This is a genomic window from Arthrobacter crystallopoietes, from assembly GCF_002849715.1.
GTDB classification, from domain to species: domain Bacteria; phylum Actinomycetota; class Actinomycetes; order Actinomycetales; family Micrococcaceae; genus Crystallibacter; species Crystallibacter crystallopoietes.
In genome coordinates this window covers 4,469,774-4,485,477 of record NZ_CP018863.1, presented here as the reverse complement: position 1 = coordinate 4,485,477, position 15,704 = coordinate 4,469,774, and the positions used below count along the sequence as shown (strand labels likewise).

Genomic DNA, 15,704 nt, shown 5'->3' with positions numbered 1-15,704 from the left:
CACCGTCGGAACCGCCGACGGTGCATACTTCTTTAACTACAGCTTCAGTGGCATCTCTGCCCCGGCCCCCTACGCTTTCCCGCCGGGCACGCTCAGCCAGCCGGCCCTACATGGCCAGGGGGCCTTCGAGGGCCGCCCACAGGGGCCCGGCAAGGAGGCCAAGCGCCAGACTCGAGACCGCTGCTACACCCGCAGTCGCCGCGGGCCAGGCGGCGGCCCCGCCCGCTTGCGGGAACCCTAGGGCACCTTGGTGCGGGCGGGCGAAGACGGGGGCGAACCAGCGCAGGTAGTAGAAGAGGCTGAGCAGACTGTTGAGCATCACTGCCAGGGCCAGCCAGCCGTACCCGCCGTCCCAGGCGGCGGTGGCGGTGGTGAGTTTTCCGACGAACACCGCCAGTGGCGGAGTGCCCACCAGCCCCAGCAGCGCAACGAGCAGGGCCAGCGCCAGCCCCGGACGGGCCCGGACAAGGCCCCGGTAGGCCGCCAACTCCCGGTGCCGGGGCAACGCGGCGGTGACGGCGAAGGCGGCGACATTGGTGACGGCATAAGCGGCCAGATAGAACAGCAGCGAGGGCAAGGCCAGGCCGCTGCGCCCGGCCGCCGCCACGGGCACCAGCAGGAATCCAACCTGGGCCACGGTCGACCAGCCCAACAGCCGGCGGGGGTCATTCTGCCAATAGGCGGCGAGGTTGCCCAGGAACATCGACGCCGTAGCCAGTATCGCCGCAACGAACAACAAAGTGTCCTCACCGGTGGAGACCGTATCGACGAGCCTGTACACCGCCACCAGCGCGCCCACTTTCGGGACCGTGGTGAGGAACGTGGCGGCGGTACCCCCGGTGCCTTGGGATGCGTCGGGCACCCAGAAGTGGAAGGGCACCCCGCCGGCTTTAAAGAGCAGCCCGGCCAGCACGCCTAATACACCGGCCCCCACGGCCGCCCCCGGGGCGTCGGGGAGAGTTTCCCGGAGCAGGGCGTAACCGGTGCCGCCCGCCAAGGCATAGAGCACGGTGACCCCGAGCATGAGCAGGATCCCCGACAGCGCGCCCATAAGGTAAGTCTTCATGGCGGCTTCGGCCCCGGACCGGCCACCGGCCAAACCAACGATCCCGTACAGGGGGATGCTGGCCAGCAGGAACCCGGCGATGAGCACCAGCAGGTCCGAGGCTCCGGCCAGGACCATCACCCCGGTGGCGGCGAACAGCAGCAGTGCGTAGGTGTCGGATTCCCGAGGCGAAGCGGCTATCTCCCCGGAGGCCACACCCAGCACCAGCAGTGTAGCCACGGCGGTGACGATACGGGCCGTGCCCGTGGCGGTGTCAACGGCGAAGGTGCCGCTGAAGGCGGTTTGCGCCGGCGCAAACATGGCGGAAATGGCTGCGGCAGCAGCACCCAGCAAGGCCAGGGCGGCCACGATGCGGGCGATCCACTGGCGCCTGCGCGGTAAAAACGACCCTCCCAGCAGCACCGCGAGGGCTCCGATGAAGACGATGATCTCGGGGAGCAGCAGCGCGGGCAGCATCCGCATCGATGCTTCCATCGGCTAGCTCCTGACCAGGGTAGCGAGGGCGGAGGCGGCCGGCTCGATCACCTCGAGCAGGAACCGGGGCAGCACACCGATAAGCAGGGACAGGCCCAGCAGCGGCGCGACCGACCAAAGTTCCCGGGGACGCAGATCCGTGAACCCGGGGGAGCGGCCCTCCACGGGCCCGGTGAAGACCCGCTGCAGGGCGCGCAGGAACAGGGCGGCGGTGACTAGGATGCCGAGCAGCGCGACCGCGGTCACGGGGGCGAGTGCGATGCTGCCGGCGAAAATCTGAAACTCGGCGATGAACCCGGAGAACCCGGGCAGGCCAAGAGACGCGAAGGCGCCGACCGCGAACAACGCCGCATAGCGTGATGCCGGGGCCGCGAGGCCGCCGTAGGAGCCCATGTCGTAGGTGCCCGACCGGTCCTGCATCACCCCGGCCAGCAGGAACAGTGCTGCGGTGATCAGCCCGTGGCTGACCATTTGTACCATTGCGCCGGTGACCGCCACGGAGCGGGCCTGGGCGGCGTCGTCGGCGAGGAGCCCGACTGCGCCCAGTGCCAGGACGATGTAGCCCATGTGGTTCACGGAAGTGTAGGCAATCATCCGTTTCAGATCGGTCTGGGCCAGGGCCACGAACGCTCCGTAGAGCACCGAGATGATGCCGATCACGACGATCACCCATGCCCAGGCCCGCCATGCGTCGGGCAGCATCGGCATGGCGATCCGCACGAACCCGTAGGTTCCCATCTTCAGCAGCACGCCCGCCAGTACGGCCGAGCCGATGGCCGGGGCGTCGGTGTGGGCCGGGGGGAGCCAGGTATGGAACGGGACGGTGGGGGTTTTCACGGCCAGACCCACCAGGACCGCAGCCAACACCAGCCCACCGGTGAGGGCGCTGCCCTCGAGCGGGGCCGCGGCGACGAGCTCGGGAATGTCGAAGGTATGCGGTTCGGCGGCCACATAGAGCCCGATGAAGCCCAGCAGCAGGGCCAGGGAACCCAGGAACGTGTAGAGGAAAAACTTCAGCGCCGACCGGGCCGCGTTGCCGTGGCCCCACCCGGCGATCACGAAGTACATGCCCACGATGGACAGGTCGAAGAAGACGAAGAACAGGATGAGGTCGGCCGCCACGAACAGCCCCAGACTCACCCCTTGCAGGAAAAGGAACAGGGCCGCCTGCACGCGGGGCCGGTCGGAGTCCCGCAGGGCGTAGACCGCGCAGGCCAGGAACACGACGGCCGTCATGGCCAGCAAAGGCAGGGAGAGACCGTCCACGCCCACGTGGTAGCTGCTGTTGACCCCTGGGATCCACGGCACCTGCTCCTCGAACGCCAACCCGCTGGGCCCAGGATCCTCGTAGCCTGCCCACACCACCCCCACGAGCACCAGCTCCGCGGCGCTCATGGCCACCCAGATCCACCGCCCTGCGGTGGGGCCGATTGCGGGCATCGCAGCCAGGACGGCGGCGACGGCCAGGGGCAGGAAGACGATCAGACTCAGCATGCTCATCCCATCACGGCATAGACGGACCAGGCGAGGACCCCAAGGGCGAGGACCGCGACGGCCTGGAGAAGGTACTGGTGGACCGCCCCGGTCTGCGGTGCCCGGGCGGCCTCACTCAACCGGCGAACCCGGCCCGCGAGGCCTTCGACAGCACCGTCCACCGTGGCGTCATCGAGACGTGCAGCACCCCGTCCGGCCGCATCGGCGGCGGCCGCCGTGGCCTCGATCCCGCTGTCGAGGACGCGGTCGTCGACGTGCGCGGCGGCACGGGCCGCCACGGCCACGGACCTGGCGGCAGCCAGTGCGGCACGGTCGATGACCCGGTCGTCGAAGCGGGCCAGCGCTCTGGCGAGGGCCAGGGCGGGGCGGACAATAACGGTGTGGGCGGTGTCCTCCAGCCACAGCCACTGCCGGGCCCATCCGGGCTCCGGGGCGCGCCACCGGAACATGGCCAGCAGCACCACGAGGGCGATTCCCGCCGAAACCAGCAACTCGGTCAACGCAACCTCTCCGTGTCCGCCGAGGGCCCCGGCGAGAGTGCCGCTGATGGGCGGCAGGGCGAGCACGCCCAGCACCGCGGCTCCGGCCGCGAGCACGACCAGCGGTGCCCGCTCCAGCGCCCCCACTTCGCCGGTGCCGCCCTCCTCCGCTTCCTCGCGTTGCCCGCGGCGCCAGATCGTCCACAGGGCCTTCCCTGCATAGGCCGCGGACAACGCAGCGGCCACGAGACCGGCAGCGTAGAGCCACGGGGAGGCCACGAGTGCGGCGGCGAGCACGGCGTCCTTGGTGGCCCACAGCGACAGCGGGGCAATCCCGGCCAGGGCAAGCGCACCAACGGTGGCGGCCACGCCGACGACCCGCCACCGGCGCCCCACGCCCCGCAGCCCGGCCAGCTCCCCGGTACCCAGTGCCGTCAGCCACGCCCCGGCGGCCAGGAACAACATGGCCTTGGTCGAGGCGTGGGCCACCAAATGGGCCGCACCGCCGCTGACCGCGCCCACGCCGGCCGCCAGGACCACAAAGCCCAGCTGGGCGACCGTGGAGGCTGCGAGCAACTGCTTGAGCTCACGCTGGGCCAGGGCCACGGCCCCCATCAGAACCGCGGTGACCACCCCGGTCCACGCCGCCACCGGCCCGGCCCAGCCGGTTGCTGCCAGCAACGGCTCCACCCGCAGCAGCAGGTACCCGCCCATGGCCACCATCGCCGCAGAGTGCAACAGGGCACTCACCGGACTGGGACCCTTCATCGCCCCGGAGAGCCAGAACGAGAAGGGCAGCTGGGCCGCCTTGCCCAGTGCGGCGACCAGGATCCCGGCGGCGATGACATGGCGCCACGGATCAGTAGCTGCCGGCAGGTCGGCCAGGGCCATCCCGGCCCCACCGGCCAGGGCGGCGCCGGCGGCCACGTACAGGCCGAGGTCGCCGGTACGGGTAGTGACAAAGGCCGTCAGCCCGGCCGCGACCCGGTCGGTGTCGCGCCACCAGAACCCGATCAGTGCGTAGGAAGTCGCACCCATCAGCTCCCACGCGAACAACAGCGCCGGGATACTGGCTGCCGTCGCGGTGGCCAAAGCGGCCGCTGCGAAGATCAGCATCAGCCCATGGAACCGGCCCCGGGACTCCCGGATGTTCCCGGCCGCGAAGACCAGCACCAGGAAAGTCACCGCGGCGACCGCCGGCACGACCAGTGCCGCCAGGGCGTCGACCGCCAGCGAGAAGTCGGCCCCGACCATGAACGGAACCACCAGGCTTGGCCGGGCCAGGGCAACAACGAACGCCAGGGCCGTCGCAAGCCCGGCGGTTACGACGGCTACCGGCGCGGCCACGCGTTCGGCGCCTCGGACCAGGGCCAGCAGTACACCCACGGCGGCGGGCAACAGCACAAGTGTCAGCAGCGCGGCCTGGACCGCCGTCACCGGGACAGGTCCTCAGCCATGTCGGTCATGTCCGTCTGCCGCCGCCGGTGCAGCAGCGTGGCCACGGCAAAACCCATGGCCATCTCCACGGTCATCGCCGCCAGCACCACCAGCAGCAGCACCTGCCCGGAGGGGGCCGGGGCCATGAACCACCAAAATCCGGCGGCGGCCAGCAGCACCCCGTTGACCATCAGCTCCAGGCCCATCATCACCATCACCACCACCTGCTGCGAGAGGGCCCCGTAGAGCCCCACCGCGAACAGCGCGGCGGCGACGACCAGAACAGCGTCCAGGCTCATCGGCCCACCCCTCCGGGTTGGGGGTCATCCGCCGGGCGGCGGCGCAGGTCATCGCCCAGACGGTCGTAGCGGGTGCGGCCGGCCGCGAGGACCACTCCGGCGACGATGGTCGCCACCATGACCGGGCCCACCACCGCCATCACCAGCATCTTTTCGCCCATGATCTCCATTCCCAGCGCGTTCGTGAGGTCCTCTGCCGGAACCCCGCGGCGCTCCGGCCACGGGATCAACAGCGCACCGGAGGCCAGCAGGACGAAAACACCCGCGGAAGCGCCGATCGCCGTCTTCTTGCCGTGGGTCATATCCATGGGCATCAGCGCCGGATTCATGCCCATGAACATCACCATGTAGACGGCCATCACCGCCATCTCCATCACCATCATCAGGATCGTGATGACCCCCAGATAACTTTGCTGCAGCAGGATGATCAGCGCCCCGACGGCAATGAACGACACCGCCAGGGCATAAGTAGCCCGGGCCATGGAATCCACCACGAAGACCGCCACCCCGGCGGCCACAGCCACCACGGCCAATCCCCAGAACACGATTGCAGCCACCACGGCTCAGCCCTTCCACACGACGACGAGAGATACCACGAGGTCCTGGGCCACGGCCGCCGGGAGCAGCACCACCCACCCGAACTCCAGGAACCGGTCCGGGCGGAACACCGGCAGCTTCCGCCGCAACCACACCAGTACCGCCAGAACCACGACGGTCTTCACCACCACCCACGCCCACTCCGGCAGGAACGGCCCGGCGCCCCCGCCCAAAAACAGCGGCACCGAAAACGCGGCCCCGGCCGCCAGGAAGGCGTAGCGCCCGGCCTGCAGGACGAGGCGGTCCACCCCGGACAGTTCGGCCAGCACACCACCGGCGACATCCGCGCCGACGGCCGCGGCAAAGGGCCCCCACACCGAGAACCCGGTCACTCCAATCAGGAAGATGACGAACGCTGCCGGCATCCACACCACGAACCACAGCCGGTCCTGGGCGCCGGCCGCATCGCCCACCCTGAGACTGCCGGCCGCAATCGCCGGAGCCACCAGCGCGAACATCAAAGGCAGCTCATACGCCAACCCGTGGGCCAGGAACCGGTAACCGCCGACCAGACCGTGGACCGAGTTCGCCCCCCAGCCCGCCAGCCAGACCAATGCCCAGACCATGACATCAACCGTGTTGAACCACACGACACCAACGTCCAAATCTGCCAGTGTCCACCGGCCCAGCGGGATCACCGCGACCATCAGGAACGACCCGACCAACATCCCGGCCGCCCCGACCCGCAACAACAAAGTGTCCGCGGTCACGACGGTCCGCCGCCGCTGCCGCAGCAAACGCACCGTCGACCACGCAGGTGCCAGCCATCCTCCGCGACCGGCACCCTCGGCGCGTGCGGACAGGGCCGAATCGAGAGCGGCTGCGAAGAAGGCCAGGGCGCACAAAACGATGCCCGCCAGTACCGCCCAACCGGCGGGAACAGTCGTCAGCACGGTCTCAGGCATGCTCTCAGGCATGTCCCACCTCGTGGACGGCCGGGAGCGGGTCAAGGTCCAGACTCGCCACCGCCAAACGCACCGTGCCGATCTCCAGCCCGGTCACCAGATGCGGCACCACGTCCCACGGCACCGTTCCAGCGCCAACCGATGCCCCTGGATTTGCACCGTTCACCTCGGCCCGGACCCGTTCCACCAGTGACAGCAACCGGTCGTAGGCATCCCCGAGACAGCGGTCCGGCAAACTGTGGCGCTCCAGGTCAGCCGGTGTGAGCGGCAGAACCCCACGCAGGGACCAGCGCAGAATGATGGACCTGCGCACAACCCGGTTCAACCGCTCCACGTCTCCTCGGGAGCCGCCACGGTCACCGCGCAACAACGCGTCCCTTGCCGACCGGGCACGCGCGGCAAGGTCCTGCATGCCGACCAGTGCCAGCAGCGCCACGAGGTTGTCACACCGCACCGCCGCAGCCGGCACCAAGCCGGAATGCCGGCTGTGGATGCCGACCCCGTGGCTCCCGCCGTCCACCACGGCCGCGTCGGCACCAACCACTACATCGCCCTGCAACGAACAATGCAGGACCAGGCCAGCCGGCCAGAACGGCAGCACCGGGCCCAAGGGCAAATGCAGCACATCCACCCCCAAACCGTCGCGGTCCTCCCCGCCCTGGGCCAGCGGAATACCTTCCGGGGCCAGGTCCATACCCCCGTGGCCGCTGTGGTCCATCCCGCCGTGCCCACCATGGTTCATGCCGCTGTGGTCCATATTTTGGTGGTCTTCGCGCTTCATGGTGCGGTGGTCTTCGTCGCCTGGCCGGCCCTGGTCGGTGTCCCCGTGGTCCATGCCCCCATGGCTGCTGTGGTCCATCCCGCCGTGCCCACCGTGGTTCATGCCGCTGTGGTCCATGTTTTGGTGGTCTTCGTGCTTCATGGTGCGGTGGTCTTCACCGCTTGGCCGGGGCTGGTCGGTGTCGCCGTGGTTCATGTCCCCGTGGCTGCTGTGGTCCATCCCGCCATGCCCACCGTGGTCCATGTTTTGGTGGTCTTCACCACTTGGCCGGGGCTGGTCCGTGTCGCCGTGGCTGCTGTGGTCCATCCCGCCGTGCCCACCGTGGTCCATGCCGTGGTGGCCCATTCCACTGTGGCCGCCACCGTCCATGACCGCGGGGATCTGTGGTTTCTGCGCCCGCTCCTGGGCGTCGGTCCTGTGGGCGGGGGTGTCAAGAAGGAGGGCTGCCGCTTCGTTGAGGGCGGAGGTAACAGCTGTGGGCGAGGTGACGGCGGCGCGTACGCGTGGTCCAGGCATCTGTTCCCAGAGGCGTTCCACAAGTTGGGCCAGTTCGGGACCGGGTATCCCGCACACAGCGAGCACGTCCGCGTCTCCTGGTGTCCACGCAGGGCGCCACCCGCGGCGCAGCATCTGCTGCTCGAGCTCCACCCGTGTCGGCCACTGTCCCGGGGCCTCCACGATGAGGACCCGGGTAGCGTGCACGGCAAGGCGGGCGAGGGCATCGGTCAAGCCCATCGAAAGGCTCCCTCCCTCCAGGCCCAGACCACCGCTACAAGCAGGGCGCCGAGAAACAGGAACATCTCCACGACAGCGGAAAGCCCTCTTTCGATCACGATCACGGCCCAGGGGTACATGAAGAGCATCTCGACGTCGAAGGCCAGGAAAACGATCGAGGCCAGGTACCAGCGCACATGGAACCGGGACAAAGCGTGCTCCTGCGGCATCCAGCCGGACTGGAAGGGCAGAACCTCCACCGGCCTGGCGGCGACAGCGGTCAGGCGGTGAAACGCATAAAGGAAGACGACGGCGAACACCGCCATCAGGGCCATGGCCACGATTCCGGAGTACACGGGCGGACGGGGGGCTCGAAGCTCAGCCCAGTGCGGAGACCAGGTCCGCGCAGGCAAGCTTCTCCCTGTCCACCCCGCCCGGGTCCTTCGGATAGGTTTCGAGCATCGAGCTGATGTGATTCATGGTCCTGCTCCAATCCGGTTGCTGCGGTCCGGCGGCGCCGGGCCCCAATACGCACAGTACCCTTACTATTCGAAGTCTGGCCAGTGCATCACAGGCCCGAAAGCAAGGCCGGAACCGGGATGGTTCCGTCGCTGCCGTCCTGGGATCGACAGTGCGGGCCGGGCCGATCTACCCGGTGCCGGTGTGCTTCAAAGCTTCGGCCACCACGCCTGTGAAGGACCGTGTGTCCCTATAGGCATTCCGCTGCTGTCGGGAACCGTTGCCCCGGCGGAGGAGATCCCGAAGGAGGTCTTCGGCCCATGCATCGTCTCCGACGTCGGCGAGGGCCGGGAGGGTGTGGTCGAGCAGTAAACCGATGACGTCTTCCGCTGGATAAGGCCTCGCATCCAGAGGATGGAGAAGCTCCGCTTCGATGCCGTGCCTGCTGGCCTGCCAGGCTGCAAGTTTCAGCAGGGGAGCGGGCATCACCGGCGGCGGCCGTCCAGACCGCCATTGCCTTGCTGCAGTCTCGACCAGTGCACGGGTCAAGGCGGCGATAAGGACGGCATCCTTGGCGTTGAGACAAACGTCGGAGACCCGGATCTCCACAGTCGGATAGGTCCGGGACAGCCGGGCATCAAAATACACCATGCCTTCATCCAGCAGGACACCGGTCGCGAGCAGGTCACGCACGAGCCGGCGGTAGGCGTCCGCGGAACCGAATATCTCCGTGGGGCCGGTCGTCGGCCAGCGGCCCCAGAGCTGCGTGCGGAAGCTGGCGTATCCGGTGTCGGTGCCGTCCCAAAACGGCGAATTGGCACTCAATGCCGCCAGTGCCGGAAGCCAGACCCTGATGCGGTCCAGCACCGCCACGCCTTCCTCCGGCGATCTAATCCCGACGTGCACATGGCAGGCGCACGTCAGCTGCTGGACCGCGGTCAGCCCCAGCTGGTTCCTGATCGCTTCGAAACGCGGCAACCGCACCGTGTGCAGTTCTGCGGGCAGGGGCGCGGTTCCGAGGGCTATGGCTCTGGCCCCGACCTGGCGCGCCAGGAAATCAGCCCGTGCCCGGCCGGCCAGGATGTCCTCGGCAAGTCCGTGGAGCGTGGTATGCACGGCTGTAGCGGTTTCGATCTGCTCCTGGACGAACTCATGGGTCAGCGCCACTGCCCGCACGCCAGCTTCCGGAGCGATCCCGGATAGGTCGGATCGGGCGTAAAGATCCATAACCTGCCCGGCCATGGGCACCGCCGCCCCGCTGCCCGGATCGACGAGCAGCAGTTCTTCCTCCACACCGAACGTACGCACTGTGCTTCCTGCCCCTGCCCGCTCTGGCGGGCGGCCGCGCTTCTCCAGGGCTGATACCGGGCGCATCGCGGACCGGGCACACCGGTGCCCGAACCCTTTGAACTCCTGGTCGACGGGACGACATCAGATGTTCAACGGATCTGGTCCTACTGTAACTTCGCCGCTAAACCCCGTACAGCATCTGCGGGACACTCTCCGTCAGGGACATCGTCCGGGGAAACGAAGTGGTTCAACGGGCTGGCCTCGAAGTGCTTCCGCACCCACTTTCCGACTGGAGCACAGGCCTGTCCGGTCCTGCAGTTTGCGGTGTCTGGCCTGTCGGATTCGACCGCTGTCGTCGCTGCACAGGGGAACTGGAGATGCCGCCGGGCTTGCCGGCAGGAAGTGGTTCGCGGACTTCGAGCCCGCCCGATTAGCGATAATCGCTTTCGCCGATGGGCGCCGGCTGCCGCCGGTCCAGCACGAGAAACGGGATCCTTGGTCACCACGAAGTCGGCCTGCATGAGTATGGCCAGGTGCCGGTCCCGGGAAACAATATGCCGTGGAATGGCAGGGCCTGTTACCAAATGACTCTTGCAGGCAAGTGGCTGTGCCCGGAGCCGCTAAGGTGTCAGAGGCTGCTGGCGGGAGGGGCGTGGAGGAGGTTTTCCGGTCACATGCTACGCCCTCGACTCCGCCGCCAGGTTCGCAAGCTCACGCTACGTCTTCAGCGTAGCATGTGCGGTCAAACGATTATCCAATTGTTACACCGGGAGGGCGGGTTCCGGCGCACCCCCGGTGCACCCGCGATCGCCGCCTGGGAACGGTAAAACCGCAGGTCAGAGGCATATTCGCCCGGTTTGCGCCACTTTTCCACCCCGCGCACCGGGAAACAACGACTCCATAGAGGCAGGAGTAACAACCCCCATACGAAGACAACGGGACGGCTGTTACGGCCCGCATATGTGTAGGCAGGTGAAAACAGGTGGCCCGGGTGGCCTATACATACATATCTCTCTTAACTCATGAGAGAGGGTTGTATATAGGGGCCTTTTGCGCCCCGGCCCGGCCCGATTTCTGCACCACCCGCCGGTGGCACCAAGGTGGCCCGGGTGCACACCGGCACGCCGGCCCCTCAACACCCAGGAACACAGCCACAACCCGCCCAGGTTCCTGCCGCAGACCGTGGGAAGCTTTGGGATCGGTAATGCTCGAAGCTTCGACCCGCGCCGGCCTTTGCCATCACCTCCGCCTTGGACGGCGTTGACGTCCAAGGCGGGTCGTGGACCGGTCCCGTCAAGCGGGTCGGCCAGCGATCCAACGGGGATCGGGTCATTGAAGAGGGACAGCTGCGCGGCGGCCGGCTATGTCGCTCGGTGGGGCGCTCATTCTGCCTCCTGCGTCCGGGGCATCAGCGCTTCGATCGCATTGACCAGGATCCGGCAGGCAGACTCGATCACATCGGCTGTCACGTTCAGCGGCGGCAGCATGCGGACTACGCAACCGTTCCGCCCGCCGGTTTCGAGGATCAGTCCGAGGCGAAGCACCTGTTCCTGGACGGAGAGGGCCAAGTCGCCGGCTGGCATACCGGTTGACGGGTCCTGCAGCTCGATGCCCCACATCAGTCCACGGCCGCGGATCTCGCGTACCCACGGCAGCGACTCCAGCGGTGCAAGCAGGCCGGCTACCTGCTCCCCGCGTTCGCAGACGTTGTCCAGCACCCTGTCGCGCTGGACGATGTGGACGGCTTCTGCTCCGGTGGCGAATGCCAACTGGTTGCCGCGGAAGGTCCCGGTGTGGGCTGCGGGTGCCCAGGTATCAAGTGAAGCGTCGTACATGATCAGGGCAACCGGGGTACCGATGCCGCTCAGCGCTTTCGAAGCGACGATGACGTCCGGTTCGATCCCGTACTGCTCGAAAGCGAACCAGGTCCCGGTCCTGCCGCAGCCGGTCTGTACCTCGTCGACGATGAGCGGGATCTCCAGCTGTCGCGTCAGTTGCCGCAGCCGCTGGACGAACTCGAGCCGGGCCGGGATCACTCCGCCTTCGCCCTGAACCATTTCCACGATGACCGCAGCCGGAAGCGGGATGCCGCCGTTGCCGTCATGGAGGGAGTTCTCCAGGTAGCCGATGCAGTTGATGGCACAGGTCTCGGGGCTCAGGTTCACCGGGCACCGCGAGCAGTAGGAGTAGGGGAAGAAGTGCACTCCGGGCATGCCGTTGGCTACCGGCCGCTTTTGCTCGACGAGGCCGGTCAGGGCCATGGCGGCGGCGCTGCTGCCGTGGAAACCGCCTTGGAAGGAGATGATTTCGGAGCGTCCGGTCGCTGTCTTGCACAGCTTGATCGCTGCGTCGACGGCATTGGCCCCTGTCGGTCCGCAGAAGTGCATCTTCATGCGCTCACGCATGCCGAGCGGAAGCATGGACAGCTGTGCTTCGATAAAGGCGTCCTTGACCGGCGTGGGAAAATCCAGTCCGTGGGCCAAGGTACCCAGTTGCCTTCTGGCGATCTCGACGAGCTCCGGGTGGTTGTGGCCGAGCGAGAGGACGCCGGCACCGGCAAGGAAATCGATGAAGACGTTCCCGTCCAGGTCACGGACAAATGATCCTGCGGCGTCGGCGATCGCGATCGGCAGGTGCCGGGGATAGGCGCGTGCATTCGACTCGCGCTTTTCCTGCCGGGAGAGCAGTTCGGCCGATTTCGGCCCGGGCAACGGGCCCGAAACATAGGGGCGGGTGTAATTTACAGGTTCCATTTGCAGAGTCATGATTGCTCCAATTGCAGGGCCAGGGTTTCACTGGGCAAGTTGAACAACGGCAGGTGGTGCGGGGACAAGGACGGTCACCGGTGCGGTAGCGGGCTCCCAACCGAATGTCCGGCGGACGGCCGCCACGGCAGTGTCGAGGAGGTCGGCGCGGGTCAGCACGCTCAAGGTGAAGTCCGAGGTGGAAATCAGGTTGATGGGTATATCTGCATCCGTGAGCGCCCTGAAGAAGCGGTAGGACACCTCAGGGTCCAGACGCATGCCGGCGCCGGTGAGGGAAAGCTTGCCCATGTGCTCATCGCAGTGCAGGGTGCTGAAGCCGATCGTCTGCCGCGCCGCCTGGAGGGCCTGGCAGGCCGCCGCCGCCTCCGTCGCCGGAAGCGCCAGGACCATGTCCTTGTAGCCGGCAACGGCAGAGACGCTCTGGCCCACCATGTCGGCAACGGAACCAACGGTGGACAGGGCAGCGAAGACCTGGGCGGCCTTGCCCGGAACGTCCGGAACCGACTCGACCCGGATACTGGCAGTGCTATTTTCAAAGCCGACGGCGGAAATCACCGGGCGCTCGGTGAAGGCCCCCGGCCCTGAGCCGACGCGGCCCCCGTCCGGGACCACCAGCGTTCCGTTCAAGTGGGTAAAGGACGAGCGGACGTGCAGGAGGACGCCGAAACGGCGGGCATACTCCACACATCGTGCTTGGAGTACCTTGGCGCCACAGGCGGCGAGTTCCAGCATTTCGGCGCTGGTAATGGCCTCCAGTTTCCGGGCAGTCGGCACCACGCGGGGGTCGGCGCTGTAGACGCCGGCGACGTCCGTGTAGATTTCGCAGATACCGGCACCCAAGGCGGCGGCAAGAGCGATGGCGGTAATGTCGGAACCGCCGCGGCCCAAGGTTGTGATTTCCTTCGACCCCACACCCGTCCCCTGGAAGCCTGCCACAATGGGAATTTCGCCGCGGGCCAGGACGGTGCGCAGCTCCCGCGGATCTACATCGACAATATGCGCCTTGCCATGAACGTCGTCGGTCTTGAGGCCGGCACGGTGACCGGTGAACAGTTGCGACGGAACGTCCAGATTGGCCAAGGCCATACCCAGCAAAGCAATGGAGATGCATTCGCCGGTGGTAAGCAGGAAATCGAGGTCGCGCGGGGCCGGTGACGGTGAGACGGTGGCCGCGAGGTCCAGCAGGTCGTCTGTGGTGTCTCCCATGGCCGACAGCACCACCACAACGTTGTGCCCGGCTGCCCGGGTTTCCAGAATGCGCTGTGCGGCGCGTTTAATGCCGTCTGCATCGGCGATGGATGAACCTCCGAATTTCTGAACGACGAGATCGGATGACTCAAGGGGTCTTGAAGCCCTAAGTGGGCTGATTTGCCGTCGCGGTGTTGAGGTGAGACCCAGCATCCCCCCACCGTGGGCCGATTGTCGGTCCATGATGCCTCCCTTTGCTGACAGCATCAGTTGACTGCAACCGCTGTTATCCGTTTGTTACTGCGCCGTCACGAAATCGGATAAGTTCCAAGAAAGCTTGGATTTTTCTTGAACCTTGGGCTTTCCTGAATGCGCTTGCATCACTCATTGACAGGGAATGGCGCTTTGGCGATGCTGAAGGTTCCAAGCGGTGGGGCCCGCGAGGGGAGCTGCGGCCGGACGGTCCGGCTGGCTCTTTTTGGAGTGGGACTGTGGGGGGACACTGCGGCTATGGCTACCGATCGTATTTGGAAATTGCGGCTGTTGGGCGGGTGGCAGCTGCGGCGCGGCGACCAATCGGCCACAGTGGCCCTGCGCCAGCAGCGCCTTATCGCGGCGCTGGCGTTGTACGGCAGGCAACCCCGGACGTTTCTGGCCGGTTTACTTTGGCCGGACCGTCCGGAACATCAGGCGTTCGGCAATCTGCGGGAGAGTGTCTTCGTGGTGAACCGGGATCTGCCGAAGCTCCTGGTGCCGACGCGGGATTCCTTGGATCTGGCTGAGCGGGCCCGGATTGACATCCGGGACATCAGGGCACAGGCGTCCGATGTGGAAGAACAGACCGGTCCGGACCTCCCGCAGAGCGTGCTCTATTCCGTCCTTGAGGCTGAACTGCTGCCTGGCTGGCATGAAGACTGGGTCATATCGGAACAGGATCGTTGGCAGCGTTGGCGGCTCTCCGTGCTCGAACGGCTAGCCAGGCAATTCCTGGTGCAGGGAAAGATCGACCTGGCGGTGGAAGCGGCCCGTGCCGCCACGACTATTGACCCGCTTCGCGAAAGCGCGCAACGGCTGTTGCTCCAGTGTTACCTGGCCGAGGGAAACCAGGCGGAAGCACTGCGCGCCTACCTGTCTTTTCGGATCAGGCTACGCCAGGAGTTCGGGGTTGACCCTTCACCCTTCACTGCTGACTTGGTTAGCTCGCTCCTGGTGGACTGAAGCGGACGGGGAACAGCATTCCGGTCGCAGCAGCTGATGCGGATAGTTTCTGACGCCGGCTGCGCGCACCCAGAGAGCGGTGGTAGTGGTCCGAAAGGCGGGCCAGCCACATCAGTGAGCCGGCGCTGACCGCTGCTCCCGGGTCTAACGGCCTGCTTGATCCGCGAGACCGGCTCATTTTAGGAGTGCGGAGAGCGGTTAACTGTTTCGAACCAGACCTCTCCGTGATACATAGGCCTAGGACGCCCCTGAAGGGCCTTCTGCGCGCCTTTAGGGGCATGAGGGTCCACCAAATGGCATAAATGGGTATTGGGGGCGTTCTGGGCCCCCTGAGGGGCGTGCCGGGCTTTTGCCCTGATAATGCTGTGACTGCCCGTATCGGGAGACCTGGCATGGGCCCTTGCGCCAGCTGACTTCAGCTTGGGGTGCCGTTCATTCGCCGGAGTCTGTCACCCATCCCGGTCTGGGTAGCGCTCATTACAGCTGGCCCTGTAGTCGTTCGGTGCCAGGGGCATGCTCCCCGGATGAGCAAACCCTG

Annotated in this window: 12 protein-coding genes; 1 reads left to right on the top strand and 11 read right to left on the bottom strand. The window is 66.8% G+C overall.

All coding sequences use genetic code 11. The annotated features are described in order from the left end of the window. Positions 1 to 106: 106 nt before the first annotated feature. The 11 genes from AC20117_RS20600 to AC20117_RS20550 all read right to left on the bottom strand — a co-directional run bounded on the left by AC20117_RS20600 (position 107) and on the right by AC20117_RS20550 (position 14,191). On the bottom strand, positions 107 to 1,540 hold the full coding sequence (locus AC20117_RS20600) for an NADH-quinone oxidoreductase subunit N (protein WP_170837963.1): 1,434 nt from the start codon (positions 1,538 to 1,540) through the stop codon (positions 107 to 109). A 3-nt stretch (positions 1,541 to 1,543) separates the two neighbouring features. Further along, the gene (locus AC20117_RS20595) at positions 1,544 to 3,040 is read right to left on the bottom strand and encodes a complex I subunit 4 family protein (RefSeq protein ID WP_236777386.1); all 1,497 of its coding nucleotides are present in this window, start codon (positions 3,038 to 3,040) and stop codon (positions 1,544 to 1,546) included. Next, positions 3,037 to 4,950, bottom strand: a complete 1,914-nt coding sequence (locus AC20117_RS20590; protein ID WP_074701911.1) for a proton-conducting transporter transmembrane domain-containing protein — start codon at positions 4,948 to 4,950, stop codon at positions 3,037 to 3,039. Before AC20117_RS20590 ends, AC20117_RS20595 begins: the two co-directional genes overlap by 4 nt. After that, positions 4,947 to 5,249 carry an NADH-quinone oxidoreductase subunit NuoK gene (locus AC20117_RS20585; protein WP_074701912.1) on the bottom strand — a complete coding sequence of 101 codons (303 nt, stop codon included), beginning with the start codon at positions 5,247 to 5,249 and terminating at the stop codon, positions 4,947 to 4,949. Before AC20117_RS20585 ends, AC20117_RS20590 begins: the two co-directional genes overlap by 4 nt. Further along, positions 5,246 to 5,809: an NADH-quinone oxidoreductase subunit J gene (locus tag AC20117_RS20580; RefSeq protein WP_074701914.1), complete on the bottom strand. Its 564-nt coding sequence runs from the start codon at positions 5,807 to 5,809 to the stop codon at positions 5,246 to 5,248. The genes AC20117_RS20585 and AC20117_RS20580 overlap by 4 nt, the downstream gene beginning before the upstream one ends. Positions 5,810 to 5,812: 3 nt before the next feature. Continuing rightward, complete coding sequence (locus AC20117_RS20575; RefSeq protein WP_074703363.1) at positions 5,813 to 6,751, bottom strand: NADH-quinone oxidoreductase subunit H; 939 nt, start codon at positions 6,749 to 6,751, stop codon at positions 5,813 to 5,815. A 4-nt stretch (positions 6,752 to 6,755) separates the two neighbouring features. Then, entirely contained in the window at positions 6,756 to 8,267 is a 1,512-nt protein-coding gene (locus tag AC20117_RS23990) for a hypothetical protein (RefSeq protein WP_236777385.1), read from the bottom strand. Next, entirely contained in the window at positions 8,258 to 8,602 is a 345-nt protein-coding gene (locus AC20117_RS20565) for an NADH-quinone oxidoreductase subunit A (protein WP_074701915.1), read from the bottom strand. The genes AC20117_RS23990 and AC20117_RS20565 overlap by 10 nt, the downstream gene beginning before the upstream one ends. A gap of 292 nt (positions 8,603 to 8,894) precedes the next feature. Next, entirely contained in the window at positions 8,895 to 10,013 is a 1,119-nt protein-coding gene (locus tag AC20117_RS20560; protein ID WP_074701917.1) for a glutamate--cysteine ligase 2, read from the bottom strand. Positions 10,014 to 11,377: 1,364 nt separating this feature from the next. After that, a complete protein-coding gene (locus tag AC20117_RS20555) occupies positions 11,378 to 12,760 on the bottom strand; it encodes an aspartate aminotransferase family protein (RefSeq protein WP_074701919.1) in 1,383 nt (460 codons plus the stop codon). 27 nt (positions 12,761 to 12,787) lie between these two features. Next, complete coding sequence (locus tag AC20117_RS20550) at positions 12,788 to 14,191, bottom strand: aspartate kinase (protein WP_236777384.1); 1,404 nt, start codon at positions 14,189 to 14,191, stop codon at positions 12,788 to 12,790. Between the two features lie 267 nt (positions 14,192 to 14,458). Here AC20117_RS20550 and AC20117_RS20545 point away from each other — a divergent pair, with 267 nt between their 5' ends. Further along, positions 14,459 to 15,166, top strand: coding sequence for an AfsR/SARP family transcriptional regulator (locus AC20117_RS20545; protein ID WP_158300494.1), 708 nt, complete (start codon positions 14,459 to 14,461; stop codon positions 15,164 to 15,166). Positions 15,167 to 15,704 lie beyond the last annotated feature (538 nt).